The following is a 16,132-nucleotide window of genomic DNA, read 5'->3' as shown; positions in this document are numbered from 1 at the left end:
GCTTTTCACGTTAACCCAAGCCCATGCCTTGGCGTGCCGATCTCGATGAAGCAACCACCAACTGGAGAGCCGTGTGCGGGAGAACCGCACGCACGGTTCGGAGGGCGGGGAGGTGATGAGCCTTCCCGACCCCTATCGGGGAAGTGGGGGTCGAGGCTTGTTGAGAGCTTCACAGGCGCTGCGTATTCGCAACGCGAGGCGCGATCTGCTGTTGAGTTCTCAGCTGTGAACGCGGCGCAAGGGCTGAATGACTGGCCATGAACGACTTCGGCCGTCATGCGAAAAGGCGCTGGGCCCCTGCCTGCGCAGGGGCGAAGGGGAAATGGGGGTTGAGGCTTGTTGAGAGCTTCACGGGCGCTGCGTGTTCGCAACGCGTGACGCGATCTGCTGTTGAGTTCTCAGCTGTGCTTGGCCTTGAGCTTGGCCACCAGTTCACCGAGTACGCGCTGGGCTTCTTCGGAGAACCAGCGTTTGGCGAATTCGTCGTCGCCGGTGTCGTTGATGCCGTCGAACTCGGCGTGCAGGTCGGCGCGGGCGATGCGGCGGGTTCCGCTCATGGCTTCGGGTGGATGCTTGAGCAGATCCTGCAGCCAGCCGATGGCGCGGCCGACGACGAGTTCGGTGTCGATCAACTCATCGACGAGGCCGATACGATGGGCTTCCTCGGATTCGATCATGGCTCCAGCGACCATCAGACGTTCAGCGCGATGCGCGCCGATCAGGCGGCGCATGGCGGCCTGGATGATTTCCGGCACGACCAATCCGACCTGAACTTCGTTGAGGCCGATGCGGAACGTTCCGCGAGCCATGATCCGATAATCGCAGAACAGGGTCAGCACGGCACCGCCGGCCGGACTGTGCCCGGTAATCGCGGCGACCACCGGAATCGGTGATCGAGCGAGTGCCTCGCACAGGCCGATGAATTCCTTCCAGAAGGCAGCCATGGCTGCGCGATCGAGTTGCAGCAGGGTCGGCACATCAAGGCCTGCGGAGAACATGCCGGGATTGCCGGACAGGACGATGCCACGTGCGCCATTCTCTGCTGCGGCAAGGAGCGCCTTGCGCAGTGTTGAAACCAGTTCGGGGTTGAGTGCGTTGACCGGTGGTCGCGACAGGCGCAGTTCGTGGATGGCGTCGTGCTGGATGATTTCTAGTACGGTCATGGCGGCTCTCGGTTCCTGGCAGGCCATTATAGGTCAGCGTGGATCGGCTTCCGCTTTGTCGGTCCGCTGCTGCGTCAATTGGCGTCAAGTGCTTGTTTCATTGGGGGGAGTATCATGGCGCACCCCTCTGGAGACGCTGATGAAAGCCACGCAACGCCTGATCGTGATTCTTGCCCTGATGTTTCTGGTTTCCAATGTTCATGCCGCATCCCAGGTTGGAGTTTCCGGCGCGTGGATTCCGCAAGCTCCGCCGGGCGCCAGCATGATGGCCGGCTATCTGACCCTGAAGAACGAGGGCGACACGCCAGTCAGCATTCTTGCTGCGCAGAGTGATCGTTTTCGGAGTGTCAGCCTGCATCAGACCGTGATTGAGGAGGGTGTGTCGCGCATGCGCGAATTGCATCTGATCGAAATGGTGCCGGGCCAGGAGGTCAAGTTTGCTCCCGGCGGCATGCATCTGATGTTGATGGAGCCGCGAAAGCTGGTTGCTCCGGGTGATCGGATCGAGATCACCTTCCTGCTCTCGGATGGTCAGCGCGTGCCGGCGATTTTCGAGGTGCAAGCGGCGGATTCTGCAGACGACGCGCACGAACATCATCACTGAGTTCGGCTCTGCACCGGATTCGATAGGCCGGAGCCGAATGGAATCCCGGAATTCCGTGGATCATTCCGACAAATATCGGGTACCCGTGTCACGGTGGCCTCCGATTGATTGCGTTTTGCTGCGATGCACCGAAGAATGGCGGACTTCCCCCTAAGTCAGCCACTCAAGCGAATCGTGAATCAGCCCAACACAGCCCTGGCCGACGACGCCCCCTGGGTCGTCATCAAGTTTGGTGGTACCAGCGTTTCAACGCGACCTCGCTGGGACAATATCGCGAGTATCGCGGCGACCCATCACGAGGCGGGTAAACGGGTGTTGATCGTGGTTTCGGCCTTGTCCGGCATCACCGATCTGCTCAAGGCGATTGGCGAGGCTCATGCCGACGATGCGCGCTGCGCGGAATTGCGCGACACGATTGTTGCCCGGCATCACACTCTTTTCGGCGAATTGGGTCTGCCCAAGCGCAACGCGATCGACGGCTGGATGATGCGTCTGGATTATCTGCTGTCCGATCCGCGCCGGGCGCTCGGCGATCTTGGCTGGCAGGCCGAAGTGCTGGCGCTCGGAGAGCTTGCTTCGAGCACGCTCGGCGCGCTTTATCTCAACGCGCTGGGACTGACCACGAACTGGCTCGATTCGCGTGAATATTTTCATGCCGAAGCCCTGCCGAACCAGAGTGACTGGGGACGCTGGCTGTCGGCTTCGGTACGCGTCCGTCACGATCCGGTCATCGCCGAGGCGCTGAGAAAGCGCGGTGATGTTTTCATCGCCCAGGGTTTCATTGCGCGCAGCGGCGAATCGGCGACCGCCGTGCTCGGTCGCGGCGGCTCGGATACTTCGGCGGCGTACTACGGCGCCTTGCTCAAGGCCGAAGCGGTCGAAATCTGGACCGACGTGCCCGGCATGTTCAGCGCCAATCCGCGCCAGGTGCCCGATGCGCGCCTGCTGGCCAAACTCGATTACGCCGAAGCCCAGGAAATCGCCACGACCGGGGCCAAGGTGCTGCATCCGCGTTGCATCCATCCGGTTCGCGATGAGCGCGTGCCGATCCGCATCAAGGACACCAACCGGCCCGACCTGCCGGGCACCGAGATTGTCTGGGACACGCAGTCGAGCGCAGCCAGCGTCAAGGCGATCAGCTCGCGCAAGGGCATCACCCTGGTGTCGATGGAATCGATCAGCATGTGGCAGCAGGTCGGCTTTCTTGCCGACGTGTTCGAGGCCTTCAAGCGGCACGGCTTGTCGGTCGACATGATCGGCTCCGCGGAAACCAATGTCACCGTGTCACTCGACCCATCTGACAATCTGCTCAGTACCGATGTGCTGGCACGTCTGTGCGTGGATCTTGAAGCGTTCTGCCGGGTCAAGGTAATTGCGCCGTGTGCGGCAATCACCCTGGTCGGTCGCGGCATGCGCGCGATGCTGCACAAGTTGTCCGCCGTGCTTGCCGAGTTTGGCGCGCTTGATGTGCACATGATTTCGCAGTCCTCGAACAATCTGAATCTGACCTTTGTCATCGACGAGGCCCTGGTTGATTCGATGATTCCGCGATTGCATGCCTTGCTGATCCGTTGCGAGGTGATGCGTGTTGGTGACACGAATGTATTCGGCCCGAGCTGGCGTGAGCTGGCCGACGATGCTGCCTCGATTCGTCGGCCGACGTGGTGGCGCGACAAACGTGAGCAACTGCTCGAACTCGCTGCGCAATCGACGCCCCGCTATGTCTATGACCTCGATCAGGTTCGCGCGCAGGCGCGCGGCTTGCTCGGTCTCGGCATGGTTGATCGCTGGCACTACGCGCTCAAGGCCAATCCGCATCCGCAGATCCTGCGCGCCCTGCATGCGGAGGGGTTTGCGTTCGAGTGCGTGTCGTGGAGCGAGGTCGAAGCGGTGCGCAAGACGCTGCCGGAACTGCCGGTCGAGCGCATCCTGTTTACGCCGAACTTCGCGCCGCGCGAGGAGTATCGCGCAGCACTCAAGGCCGGTGTGCGGGTAACCCTCGATGCGCTGCATCCGATTGCCGAATGGGGTGCGGATTTTGCCGGTGCCGAGATTTTCCTGCGCGTAGATCTGGGTGCCGGACGTGGCCATCACGACAAGGTCAAAACCGGTGGTGCGCAATCGAAGTTCGGCGTGTCGCTTGATGAGATCGAATCCTTCCGCACGCATGCGCGTGAGCATGGCGCGCGCATCGTCGGCCTGCATGCGCATCTCGGTTCGGGCATTCTCGATGCGCAGCATTGGCGCAGCGTCTACGCGCAACTGGCGAGTCTGGCCGAGCAGTTCAATCGCATCGAGGTGCTCGATCTTGGTGGCGGGCTTGGCGTGCCGTCGCGTCCCGAAGACGTGCCGCTCGACCTGGTTGCTCTTGGCGATGCCCTGGCCGAAGTCAAACAGGCCTATTCGCAGTTCCAGTTGTGGATGGAGCCGGGCCGCTATCTGGTGGCCGAAGCCGGCGTGCTGCTGGCCCGCGTGACCCAGACCAAGCACAAGGGCGACGTGCATTATCTCGGCATCGATGCGGGCATGAATTCGTTGATCCGCCCGGCGCTGTACGAGGCCTGGCACGAGATCGTCAATCTGACCCGCCTCGATGCGCCGGACCGCGATCTGGTCCAGGTGGTCGGGCCGATTTGCGAAAGCGGTGACGTCCTCGGCAACAATCGCAATCTGCCGAAGAGTGCGGAGGGCGATGTGATCCTGATTGCCGAAGCCGGCGCCTATGGCGCGGTGATGGCTTCGCGCTACAACCTGCGAGAACCGGCTGATGAGGTCTGCTTGTGACATTGCCTGATCCACGGAAAGCGAAAACGTTTCGTTTCGTTCGCCGCGAATATGCGCAGGGCGAGGTGCGTCTCGTCTACGCCTTCGATGACGGCCCGGAACTGGTCGAGCGGATTGGTTTTCCGCATGCGCCGGTGTTGCCGGCCGAGCGCCAGCCTGCTTTCGAGGCAGCACTTGATCTGCTGCATCTGATCGCCGGTGTCAGCTACTACAAGGCGGGCGTGCCGGATGATATTCGCGTCGACAGCGGCATGCCTGATTCAAGGACGGCGCTATTCCTCGACGCCTTGTATCTGCATGGCCTCGGCGAGTTTGGTTACCACAACAAGATTGATTTGCGCGGCAAGATCCGTTTTCCCGTCGATTCAAGTCAACAAGACGGTCCTCAACAGCCAATCGGCCTGCGACGCAGCACGCTCGTGCCGATTGGTGGTGGCAAGGATTCGCTGGTCAGTGTCGAGATTCTCAAGCGCGCAAACGAAGATGCCACGGCCGTATGGATTGGCAGTTCCGGGTTGATCGAATCCTGCGCCAGACGCACCGGGTTTCCGATGCTCAACATTTCGCGTTCGATTTCTCCGCTGCTGTTTGACTACAACCGCGCCGGTGCATTGAACGGGCATATTCCGGTGACTGCAATCAATTCGGCGATTCTCGTCGTTGCGGCGATCCTCTACGGCCACGATGCGATCGCGTTTTCGAACGAGCGCTCGGCATCGAGTGCGACGCTTGAGTACGATGGCGTGCCGATCAATCACCAGTGGAGCAAGGGCTGGGCGTTCGAGCACGGTTTCCGTAATCTGATCCACGCCAGGATTGCCAGTGATCTGAACTACTACTCGCTGCTGCGGCCGCTGTCGGAACTGGCGGTGGCGTCGCGCTTCGCGCGCAACAACCAATACGACGATGTGTTTTCGAGTTGCAACCGCAACTTTCGCATTCTTGGTCCCAAACCTTCGGATCGCTGGTGTGGCCAGTGTCCGAAATGTCATTTTGTTTTTCTTGCTCTGGCACCGTTTATGCCAAAGCCGCGTCTGCTCAATATCTTCGGGCGAAATCTGCTCGATGATTCCGCGCAGGTCGCGGGATTCGATGCGCTGATCGAATATCAGGATCACAAACCGTTCGAATGTGTCGGCGAGGGCAGGGAATCACGCGCGGCGATGGCCGAGCTGTCGCGGCGTGCCGAGTGGCGCGAAGATGCAGTTGTCGATCGATTCGCGCATGAAATTCTGCCGCAACTTGATGCCGGGGAGTTGTCGATCGATGCCCTGCTCGAAGTAGAGGGCGAGCAGCAGATTCCAGAACATCTGCGCGATCTGGTCGAGCGGCGGGACTGATCGATGCGCATCGCCGAACTTGCCAGTCGCAGCGTTGCCATCTGGGGACTGGGTCGTGAAGGACGCGCCGCGCACTCGGTGTTGCGCAAGCGATTTCCGGACAAACAGCTGACCATCTTCTGCCGTGAAACTGAAGCACAGGCAACATCGGTAGATTGTCCGTTCGATCGATTCATCAGCAGCGAACCGAGCGCCGGTGAACTTGCCGGGTTTGATGTCGTGATCAAGTCACCCGGGATCAGCGCCTATCGACCCGAACTGATCGAGGCGCAACGCGAAGGAACGCGGTTCACCTCGACGACCGCGTTGTGGTTTTCCGAAAACCCCGATGCGCGCGTCATCGCGGTGACCGGAACCAAGGGCAAAAGCACGACCAGCGCCTTGATCGCCCATCTGCTGCGTTCGCTCGGACGCCGCACCGCGCTGGCCGGCAATATCGGCATGCCCTTGCTTGAGCTGCTGGATCCGGTGGACGAACCGGATTGGTGGGTGATCGAATTATCGAGTTTCCAGACCCGCGAAGCGGATCAACTCGATCTCGCCGTGGTCACGAATATCGAGGAGGAGCATCTCGACTGGCATGGCAGCCGTGAGCGCTATGTCGAGGACAAGCTTGCGCTTGCCGCAGTAGCGCGCCGGTTGCTGGTCAATGCCGCGCAAGCGGAATTGCTTGAACGCACGACGGCACATGGCCGACGCCTGAGTTATGGCCTGGCGGACGGCTGGCATGTCGATGGCGAGTCGATCCGGCGCGGTGAACGGATAGTCCTGGATCGCTCACGTCTGCCGCTGCCGGGTTGGCACAATGCCTTGAATGCCGCAGCCGCGCTGGCCGCACTGGAGGCGATTGGCGAGGATGCGATTACCGCAGCGGAACACCTCGCCAGCTTTCGACCCTTGCCGCATCGTTTGCAGACCCTCGGTGTCCGCGATGCGCTCAACTGGATCGACGACAGTATTGCAACCACACCGCGAGCGGTGATCGAAGCGCTGCGCAGTCATGGCGGTGGCGATATCTGTCTGATCATCGGTGGCCATGATCGGGGCCTGGACTGGCAAGCATTCGTCGCCCATGTCCGCGCACATCCGCCACGGGCGATCATCAGCAACGGTGCCAGTGGACATCGCATCGAGGCCTTGTTGCGCGCGAATCAGGGTGACTACCAGTTGCAACGCGTCGAAACCCTGAGCGAAGCCGTTGCCGTGGCGCGCGAGCTGACCGCCCCGGGCGGCACGATCCTTCTCTCGCCAGGTGCGCCAAGTTTCGACCAGTTCCGCGACTACGCCGAACGTGGCCGCCGCTTTGCCGAACTGGCTGGATTCGATGCCGACATGATCGGCCAGATTGAAGGGCTTGGAATCGCCTGAATTCAGTAATCTCTGGCTGCAACCCGCGCCAGCATTCACGCGCTTCACCAAGTGAGCAAGTGAATCCGGGATCCTATTGAATGCATCAACCACCCTTATCATCGTCCCTGCGCAGGCAGGGACCCAGTGCCCCGGCTTTGCGCCGTAAATGCATGGCACCCAAGCTTCGGCTGAGCCGAGCCAGTTTTGAGCATGCCGAAGGGCAGGTGTGGTGAGGTCTGAGTCGCGGGGATTGTCTGTGCTGCCTGATCAGCCCAGGCGCTCGAGAATCGCCAAAGTCGGCTTGGCCCGATTCAGCGTATAGAAGTGCAAGCCGGGCGCGCCGCCATCGACAAGTTTGCGACACAATTCGGCGACCACGTCGGTACTGAATTCACGAATCGCATCGGTGTCGTCCGCATAGGCAGTCAGGCGCTTGGTCAGCCAGCGCGGAATTTCAGCACCGCACATTTCCGAGAAGCGTCTGAGCTGACTGAAGTTTGCGATCGGCATGATGCCAGGCACGATCGGTACATCGACGCCAATCTTGCGCACCGCATCGACGAAGCGGAAATAGCCGTCTGCGTTGTAGAAATACTGGGTAATTGCACCATTGGCACCGGCGTCGATCTTGCGCTTGAAATTGGCCAGGTCAGCCAGCGCGTCATCGGCTTGCGGGTGGACCTCCGGGTAGCAGGCGACTTCAATGTGGAAATGATCGCCGCTTACATCGCGTATGAACTCAACCAGTTCGCTGGCATAGCGCAAATCGCCGATGCTGGCCATGCCCGACGGCAGATCGCCGCGCAAGGCGACGATCCGACGGACTCCCAGACTCTGGTATTCCTCGATCAAGGCGCGAATCTCGGCCCGCGAACCGCCCATGCAGGAGAGATGCGGTGCCGCATCGAGACCATGATTCGCACGCAAACCCTTGATCGCCTCGACCGTATGGCTGAGCGTCGAGCCACCGGCGCCAAAGGTCATCGAAACGTAATCCGGTGCAACGGCTTTCAGGCGCTGAACGGATCTCTCCAGAGCATCCCGTTGCTCATCGGTTTTTGGCGGGAAGAATTCAAAAGAAACGGGAGTCGGGAGTGGGGAGTGGGGAGTGGGGCTCACTTGCTCGTGCTTCCTTCCTGTTTGGAACGGATGAGGCCGTTCAACTTCACGAATACTGATTGCAGCATTTGTTTGAGGTCGTCGTCGTAGGCAAAGTAGCCGAGGTCCTGACACAACCAGAGTTGGGTATCCAGCTCCATGAGCGAACCTCGCGTAATCTGCAGGAATCGAGCGTATTCAGCCTTGCCGCCTCGGGCAGCGCCCTCCGCAATATTGGAGGGCACGCTGACCGCTGAACGCCTCAATTGGCTCTGAAGCCCGAAACGCTCATGCTCAGGCATCTGCGAGGATGCGAGATAGACCAAACGAACCAGCCGCATGGCCTCTTGCCAGACCTCCAGACCATAATGTCCTGGCGAAAATGCCATTCGCTCTCCCACTCCCTACTCCCCACTCCCTATTTCCGCACTCAATAGCGGTAATGATCGGCCTTGTACGGTCCTTCGATTGGCACGCCAATATAATCGGCCTGTTCCTGGCTCAGCGTGGTCAGCTTGACGCCGATCTGGGCCAGGTGCAGGCGTGCGACTTCCTCGTCGAGTTTCTTCGGCAGGCGATAGACGGTCTTCTCGTAGGTGTCCTTGTTGGCCCACAGATCGATCTGGGCGAGGGTCTGGTTGGAGAAGCTGTTGGACATGACGAAGCTCGGATGGCCGTGTGCACAGCCGAGATTGACCAGACGACCCTCGGCCAGCAGGTAGATGTTGCGACCGTTGGGGAAGGTGTACTTGTCGACTTGTGGCTTGATCTCGACGCGCTTGACGTCCTTTGCGTTGTTCAGGCGATCGACCTGGATCTCGTTGTCGAAATGACCGATGTTGCAGACCAGGGCGTTGTTCTTCATGCCCTGCATGTGCTCGAGGGTGATGATGTCCTTGTTGCCGGTGGTGGTGACGAAGATGTCGGCTTCGCCGAGCACGTCCTCGATGGTCTTGACTTCAAAGCCTTCCATCGCCGCCTGCAGCGCATTGATCGGATCGATCTCGGTGACGATGACGCGGGCACCGAGGCCGCGCAGGCTGTGTGAACTGCCTTTGCCGACATCGCCATAGCCGCAGACCACGGCAACCTTGCCGGCGATCATCAGATCGGTGGCGCGCTTGATCGCATCGGCCAGCGATTCGCGGCAGCCGTACAGGTTGTCGAACTTCGACTTGGTCACCGAATCGTTGACGTTGATTGCCGGCACCAGCAACTTGCCGGCTTCCATCATCTGGTACAGGCGATGCACGCCGGTGGTGGTTTCTTCCGACACGCCGCGCCAATCCTTGGCCACCGTCGCCCAGAATCCGGGACGCTCGGTGCGGGTGCGCTTGAGCAGGTTCTTGATCACCTGTTCTTCGTGGTTGGCACCGGGCTCATCGCACCACTTGCTGCCGTTCTCCATCTCCAGACCCTTGTGGATCAGCAGCGTGGCGTCGCCGCCATCGTCGACGATCAGCTGCGGGCCCTTCATGTCGGGGAAGGTCAGCGCATCGAGTGTGCAGTCCCAGTATTCCTCCAGCGTCTCGCCCTTCCAGGCGAACACCGGCGTGCCGCTGACCGCGATCGCGGCGGCGGCATCATCCTGGGTCGAGAAGATGTTGCACGAGCACCAGCGCACATCGGCGCCGATGTCACGCAGGGTCTCGATGAGGACGGCAGTCTCCTTGGTCATGTGCAGCGAGCCCATGACGCGCACATCCTTGAGCGGCTGTGACTTGGCGTACTGGGCGCGGATCTGCATCAGGCCGGGCATTTCCTCTTCGGCCATGGTGATGCGCCGACGGCCAAGGTCGGCCAGGGAAATGTCGGCGACTTTGTAATCGGTATTCGGGGAATCTTTGACTACGGCATTCATGCGGTTCGCTCCGTTGCATTGGGGCGGGCGCCGTTTTACGGGAATCGCGTACCGAGCCTGTGTCTGGTTCCACAACGTGGAACTGACCTGCAGCGCCCCTCGGCAGCGAGAAGTCGCCCAGTATATCGCTTCTTCGCGATGAAGGGATGGATTCGGGGCGAGGGTCTGAATCACGGACAAAAAAAACGGGCCGCAATGCGGCCCGTTCTCAATACTGCAATGTTGCCTGGATCTTATTGGCAGACATCAACCTTGAGGTTGTCGATAAACATGCCGGTTGGGCTGGTTCCGACCGAGTTCGAGTCAGAGACTGCGCGGAAACGGATATTGATCGACTGACCTGCATAGCCTTCGAGATCGACGATCGACTGCGTGCCGCCAGTCGGTACCGGATTCGGCTTGTGACACCAGCCTTGCGCACCGGCATTGGCCTCACCCGCTGCGACGAGACCGTCATACGGATCGGTGAACAAGCTGCTGTTTTCGACGTAGATGAACGGCCCGGAACCAGACTTGATATCGATCGTGGCGTTGTCCCAGCAGCCAGTCGGACCGTTGGTCTCGAAGCTGTGATAGGTGTCGAAGACCAGGAACGCGGCCTGCGCGGCACCGGGAATCGCAACGGTTGGCGAGATCAGTCGGCGATCGCCGGTCGTGGCGTTGTTCGGGATGCCATAGACCTTTGCGCCGAGGCCGGTCGGCAGACCTGTACCCGCTGGCGGAGCCTGCAAGGTCCAGCCGGCCGAACCGCCGGTGCCGTCGGTGGTCCATCCCGGAGTTGGATCCGTCTGGAAGTCGGTGCTATACACCGTCGATCGGGTGGTGCCGCTTGGGCATTGGCCAATCAAGCCGGTGGTGAACGCAAATACCGGCGACGTTGCGCCATCACCACAGTAGTTTTGCGGGGTCACACGCCAGAAGTACTGGGTCGATTCATTCAGGATCGAACCGACCTTGTAGCTGGTTCCGCTGACTGTGGCGCTGGCGACGATATTGCTGAAGCCAACGTCGGTGGCGACTTCAACCTTGTAGTTGAGTGCACCCGCCGATGCATTCCAGCTCAAGGTTGGCAACACACTGACTGTCGTCGCATTGTTGGCTGGAGCAACAAGCACGGGTGCCGCCGAGGCTGCGGAGGAAACGCCGAGCTCAAGGGCGATGCTGCGGCTCAGCGGACTGCTGACGCCGTTGGCGCTGAATGTGTATTCACCGCTGGCCAGTGCCGCGCCGCCGTTCAACGTCAACACGCTAGAACCCGGGGCGTTGAGCGGATTGGGCGAGAACGATGGCGATGTGGAACCCGGAATGTCAACGCCGACAAGGGTGACCGGGCCGCTGAATCCATTGAGTACGCCTGCGCGCAGAGTCCAGGTCGGATCACTGGCTGTGGTGCCGCAGAGCTCTACCCGCTTTGGTGTTTCAGCAACCAGCTGGAAGTCCGGTGTTCCGCAATCCGGGAACGAGAAAGAACAGATGCGGGTGCTGAAGTTGCGTGCCGACGAGGTCGCGTAATACTCGTTGGTGAAATAGAACGTGCATTGGTCAACCGGATCAACACTCATTGACGAGTAGTCACCCCAGCGTCCGGCCGAATCGGTCTGCGCGCCATTGGCAATTCCCGTCGTGCAGGATTGCTCGTCGCGCATGGTTCCGGGTGGATCCGTTGCGCGTCGTGCGGTGTACTCGACTTGTGGATTGAGGATCGCGCTGGATTTCGAGAATCCGAGGCCGATGTTGCCGCTGGCGTCGATGGCGATTCCGCCCATCCAGCGATGGTCGCTGTCTGGAGCATAGGTTCCGCTGTCGGCCAGTTCCTTGGTCATGACAGTTTGCGGGACGACGACCGGCAGTGGGCTGCCGTCATAACCGTCTCCGAAAATGCGGTCGGTGACGCCGATGGGCTCAACAGCAGGCTTCAGATTGAACTGCATCCATCGGACGCCGGCCTGCTGGCTGTTGCCCTGGACAACGTGATTGAGTACCAGCGAAATCCGCATCGGCGCATCCTTGGAGAACGCGCGTGCGGTTGCCCGATACATGGTGTTCGAGCCGAAGGAGTCGAGATACGCGTTGCTACCCGCTGGTGTCGGAATGCTGTCGAAGAACGGGAAGAATGAATCCGAGGCGACAGTATTGGGCGCGGAAATGGTCGAATTCGCTGGCGTATCCCAATCCAGGCACATATCCCAGAACTGGTAATTGGTTGCGGCGAAATCAAAATGGACGAAGGTCGGGCAGGATCCGCCCGGCGCTGGTTTGGGTCCGATCAGGTGAATTGCCTGTACGCCGTAGGCATCAAAGCCGGGAAAGCGGACCATGGCTGCGGTCGGATCGCCAACCAGCATCTTGTCGCGCTCCATGGCAATCAACGCCGCGCCGACGAAATTCGAAGACGCATTGAATTCGTGGGTGGTCAGCAGGTAGGCATCCTGGCGCTGATTCTCTTCGGTCCAGATACCCATATGCGGGTAGTCACCGAAATTTGGCCAGTTGAATTCATAGCGATAGTAGGCGCCGAGCGGATCCGAAGTTACCGATACCGCGACGCATTGGGCGAACGGTGCCGAGGTCACGAACTGACTCATGACCCAGCGCTTGGCCTGGGCATCCCAGACCGCAAGCGGGTCACCCGAATTGGTTGTCTGGCACTTACCGCCGAATCCCGCAAAGAACGAATTACCCGCAGTCGGGGCCTGCACGACCGCGCCAGTGTTCTTGTCGTAGATCGCCCACTTGTTGTTGACCCACTGGATGAAATGCTGATCGCTGACGTCACCATTGGTATCCGGCGGGATGCAGCCGCCGCAAGCGGTCGGGTTGCCGATACCATCGAAACTTGCACCCAGCGTGGGCGCTGGCGTGCCGGTAGGCGCAGTCTGCATGTTCGAATAGTCCGGTATCGCCCATGCATTCGCCCGATTTTCCGGCTTGATGAAAATGTTCGGGATCAAGCCTGATTCCGTTTCCGGAACCGTGGGTGCATCCGGCAGATTGCGAATGATGTCGCGCATCGGCGGCGATACATCGAATCGCGCAGCGTGCATGATTTCAGGGCTGGTTGAGGCCGCTTGGGCCGTGGACGCGAGAAGAACCGCTGCCCCCAGTGTGATCAAACCTAATCGCGTGAACATGTTGACGGTTCCTCTTCAATTGAATCGTTGTGTCGTGCGTTTCAGCGCGGCAATGGCGACGCCCGCGCTGCTGGTTTCCCAATCATCCGGATCAGTGTTTTTGCGCGTCGGTGCCGACATCCTGACGCTTGACGTCGCGCAGCTTCCCTTCCAGGAATCGATATGCTTTTGACTCTGGATCTGTCTTCCCCAGCGCTTCCTCGAAAGCTGAACGGCTGCGTTCGGGGTAGCGCATTTGCAGCAGACTGGATGCCCGCTCCAGATACAACTGGTGGGAACTTCGCAACCAACGCGCAAGCGTTTGATACGGAACCTCAATTCCCCGGTCCATGGCCTCGGTGAAGGCCAGAAGAACCAACCCTGTATGGTCTGCAGTCCCGGTAGGGTATCCGTCTACAGGCGTATTTTCCAGCACCTTGTTGATGGCGCCGGTCGCCCAGGTACCAAAATCATTGGGTCGATTCACCGCAGCAGTGATCAGCAGTGATCGCGTGGTCGGGTTGATCTGATCGTTGAAAGCGGCTGCTTGCAGGAGGGATTTCTCCCTGCTGCTCAACTTGGCGCTCATCTCCGTATCGAGCGCGAATTGACCTGCAGCAAGGCGTTGCAATACCGGAGTGTCTTCCGAAAATGTCTTCAAGAGCAGCCGGCGCAATTTTGTCGATTCGCGACCCCGCTCAGTAGCCGCAAGGTCCAGAATCCTGCGCAATTCGGGCGAATCGACAAACATTGCGGGGTCGAGTCCGCTGCTCGATATCACACTGGTTCTCTTTCGCGAGGGTGTGATTCCTTCCGGGTACTGCTTGTCGTAGCTGGATGTGGTGTAGGCGACGATGTAGTGCTCGCCAATCCTTGCATGCTTCAGCGCATTGGTCGTGACACTGGCGTCGATGAGTTCCGGCACGTCTTTGGATTCTCCGAGCACCTTCTCGCGTTTGAAAACAAGGCGACCGGAAGGATTGATCTCGGCCAGTTCCGCGCGGACGAGCCGCGACTCAGGGGAATACAGTAACTCCAGTGGCGGATCAGCCGGGCCAGCCAGGGCCAGCGTGGCGACGGTCGCAAGCAGGGAGCCGAAAACAAGGCGAGTCAGGCGAACGCGCGCCTGGGAGGAGTGGCGAATGTGCATGGGTGATTCCGGGTAGGGTCAGGTGTCAGCATTCGAGCAGTCTTGAACGAAGTGCTGATTGCGAAGCCTAGTGCATGCGCTTCCGGGGGGAAACCCGACTCGGTCTCAGGGTAGTCACGTCTTCAGGCCGCGATCGCGGTTACATGATCAGCTCTGTCAAAACGCTTGGGCGACGATTCTGTTTCGGGTTGGGCTGAAAAGGGCTGGAACCAGTCGCGACGTCACGCTTGAAGACTGCGTATTTTTGACTTTGATGGTACGAGGGTAGACTTGACCACATTGTTACTACGATCATATTCGCCAATCCAGAGATGCTTGAGCAATTGTATTGCGCGAACCTACTTGGCCTTATCGAGGTTCACAACAAGCCATTCAACTGGATACGTGCTTTCGTCGCGCGTCATCGTCTGCAGTAGCAGCAGTACATTTTGGCTCTGCTCATCGAGCCAACCAGCTTCTGGAACCTGCTGCGAGAAACTTTTGGGAGCATCAGGATCAGTGCCGCTTCGGTCAATGACGGGCCTTCTCATACGTAGCAATATCTTGCCGTCGGCGGCGGCGATAATAGTTACTTCGCCCGTTTGCAGGTCATATCGAACTTGAGCAAATGACGGCAACAGATCTTTTGCTTGTGGAGGATTGTCACGCCATTCAATCGAGTACAGAGGTGTCATGCTAACGAATCTTTTGGCAGCTAGGTATCGGTTGGGCGCAGTCAACTTGTCCCACAATACCTCACGCGCTGCGTCACTGGTCTGTTTACCGCCCTGGTTTTCGGTCAGCAGCACGAATCGCTTCAATCGTTTGCTGGTGGCCACGCTCAGGATATCGACCGCGATTGCGGTAAAGCTGTCGCCCGAATGGTGCAAAACCGCAACCTCTTTCCGGTCTGCTGAAATGGCCGGAAAATCGGCGCCTTCAATGTCATATAGCAAAGCGCGGGTAGACACCAATGCGGGTGCCATACCTACTTGGACCAAAGCCACATCGCCACGAGCCGAACCCATCGAGAGTAGAAGGACTGCTGCCGCAGCCAGCAATCCGTGTGTCATAGAGCGTTGGAGCATTGCTATGTACCTCGGCCTGGTAAAACCAATATCACTGTGAAGGCAATCCGCTGAGACTGCCCGATGCTCCATACGCACCGACGAAGCCCGGATTGCCTGCGGATGTCCTACCGCTTGGAATGCCACCGAGCCCACCCAGTAGCGAAGTTCCGGACGAGACCGGGCTTCGGGGTCAGACCGGGCTTCAGGGTCACCATTTCGCCGCTCTAGTCAATAGGCACAAGTGTTTTCCTCCCGATTGCCGAGCGGGTTCTTTTGAATACCGCAATTCGAGTCAGCCGACGCCTGGTGTTTTCGGTTGGCTGCGGAGTGAGTCCGCACCAGTCACCGTTCTGGATCAAGGCGTTCTGCGCCCCTGAGCTTTACGCTCCCAAACACTCGTCGGTTGCCATCGTTCCGTCCATGTGTCCGCGGTTGCGGTGCACAGGTTCCTGATCTCACCGGTAAGGGGATCAACCCAAGGTGGCTCGGTCGATGGGCGGCCTCGTCGAACACGGCGCCGGCGGCGACAGCCATTCAGGTCTGATGGTTTGCATCCAACCCCGTTGCGGGCTTGTCGTCACCGGCATAACAGTTAACCGAAAGCGCGCTTTACGTCGAACGTA

At 59.6% G+C, this 16,132-nt stretch carries 11 protein-coding genes and 1 riboswitch; of the genes, 4 read left to right on the top strand and 7 right to left on the bottom strand.

Annotated features, from left to right (window positions below):
* Positions 1-398 precede the first annotated feature (398 nt).
* Positions 399-1,163: an enoyl-CoA hydratase/isomerase family protein gene (locus VFN25_RS09230; RefSeq protein WP_325141113.1), complete on the bottom strand. Its 765-nt coding sequence runs from the start codon at positions 1,161-1,163 to the stop codon at positions 399-401.
* Between the two features lie 139 nt (positions 1,164-1,302).
* Here VFN25_RS09230 and VFN25_RS09225 point away from each other — a divergent pair, with 139 nt between their 5' ends.
* The 4 genes from VFN25_RS09225 (at position 1,303) to murD (ending at position 7,259) form a co-directional block, all read left to right on the top strand.
* Positions 1,303-1,767, top strand: coding sequence for a copper chaperone PCu(A)C (locus tag VFN25_RS09225; RefSeq protein WP_325141111.1), 465 nt, complete (start codon positions 1,303-1,305; stop codon positions 1,765-1,767).
* Positions 1,768-1,989: 222 nt separating this feature from the next.
* A complete protein-coding gene (locus VFN25_RS09220; protein ID WP_414648920.1) occupies positions 1,990-4,551 on the top strand; it encodes a bifunctional aspartate kinase/diaminopimelate decarboxylase in 2,562 nt (853 codons plus the stop codon).
* Between the two features lie 2 nt (positions 4,552-4,553).
* Positions 4,554-5,891 (top strand): UDP-N-acetyl-alpha-D-muramoyl-L-alanyl-L-glutamate epimerase, encoded by a 1,338-nt coding sequence (murL, locus tag VFN25_RS09215; RefSeq protein WP_414648919.1) that lies wholly within the window; start codon positions 4,554-4,556, stop codon positions 5,889-5,891.
* A 3-nt stretch (positions 5,892-5,894) separates the two neighbouring features.
* Complete coding sequence (gene murD / locus VFN25_RS09210; protein ID WP_325141107.1) at positions 5,895-7,259, top strand: UDP-N-acetylmuramoyl-L-alanine--D-glutamate ligase; 1,365 nt, start codon at positions 5,895-5,897, stop codon at positions 7,257-7,259.
* Between the two features lie 249 nt (positions 7,260-7,508).
* On the opposite strand, the gene metF is transcribed toward murD, so the two are convergent.
* The 6 genes from metF to VFN25_RS09180 form a co-directional block, all read right to left on the bottom strand.
* Positions 7,509-8,360 (bottom strand): methylenetetrahydrofolate reductase [NAD(P)H], encoded by an 852-nt coding sequence (metF, locus tag VFN25_RS09205; protein ID WP_325141105.1) that lies wholly within the window; start codon positions 8,358-8,360, stop codon positions 7,509-7,511.
* Positions 8,357-8,728, bottom strand: coding sequence for a four helix bundle protein (locus VFN25_RS09200; protein WP_325141103.1), 372 nt, complete (start codon positions 8,726-8,728; stop codon positions 8,357-8,359). The genes metF and VFN25_RS09200 overlap by 4 nt, the downstream gene beginning before the upstream one ends.
* 41 nt (positions 8,729-8,769) lie before the next feature.
* Positions 8,770-10,200, bottom strand: coding sequence for an adenosylhomocysteinase (gene ahcY, locus VFN25_RS09195; RefSeq protein WP_325141101.1), 1,431 nt, complete (start codon positions 10,198-10,200; stop codon positions 8,770-8,772).
* A gap of 18 nt (positions 10,201-10,218) precedes the next feature.
* A riboswitch (S-adenosyl-L-homocysteine riboswitch) is annotated at positions 10,219-10,307 on the bottom strand.
* A gap of 126 nt (positions 10,308-10,433) precedes the next feature.
* Positions 10,434-13,331, bottom strand: a complete 2,898-nt coding sequence (locus VFN25_RS09190) for a hypothetical protein (protein ID WP_325141099.1) — start codon at positions 13,329-13,331, stop codon at positions 10,434-10,436.
* A 91-nt stretch (positions 13,332-13,422) separates the two neighbouring features.
* Positions 13,423-14,235, bottom strand: coding sequence for a hypothetical protein (locus VFN25_RS09185; protein ID WP_325141097.1), 813 nt, complete (start codon positions 14,233-14,235; stop codon positions 13,423-13,425).
* Between the two features lie 563 nt (positions 14,236-14,798).
* Positions 14,799-15,527, bottom strand: coding sequence for a hypothetical protein (locus VFN25_RS09180; RefSeq protein WP_325141095.1), 729 nt, complete (start codon positions 15,525-15,527; stop codon positions 14,799-14,801).
* Positions 15,528-16,132 lie beyond the last annotated feature (605 nt).

Origin of the sequence: Dokdonella sp. (assembly GCF_035703485.1) — a bacterium.
In the GTDB taxonomy this organism is placed as follows: Bacteria; Pseudomonadota; Gammaproteobacteria; order Xanthomonadales; family Rhodanobacteraceae; genus Dokdonella.
This window is presented reverse-complemented; position numbering and strand designations above follow the sequence as displayed.

Coding starts and splice junctions, on each gene's coding strand:
- VFN25_RS09180 (WP_325141095.1), bottom strand. CDS start 15,527: ATGCTCCAACGCTCTATGACACACGGATTGCTGGCTGCGGCAGCAGTC.
- murD (WP_325141107.1), top strand. CDS start 5,895: ATGCGCATCGCCGAACTTGCCAGTCGCAGCGTTGCCATCTGGGGACTG.
- VFN25_RS09225 (WP_325141111.1), top strand. CDS start 1,303: ATGAAAGCCACGCAACGCCTGATCGTGATTCTTGCCCTGATGTTTCTG.
- ahcY (WP_325141101.1), bottom strand. CDS start 10,200: ATGAATGCCGTAGTCAAAGATTCCCCGAATACCGATTACAAAGTCGCC.
- VFN25_RS09190 (WP_325141099.1), bottom strand. CDS start 13,331: ATGTTCACGCGATTAGGTTTGATCACACTGGGGGCAGCGGTTCTTCTC.
- VFN25_RS09230 (WP_325141113.1), bottom strand. CDS start 1,163: ATGACCGTACTAGAAATCATCCAGCACGACGCCATCCACGAACTGCGC.
- VFN25_RS09200 (WP_325141103.1), bottom strand. CDS start 8,728: ATGGCATTTTCGCCAGGACATTATGGTCTGGAGGTCTGGCAAGAGGCC.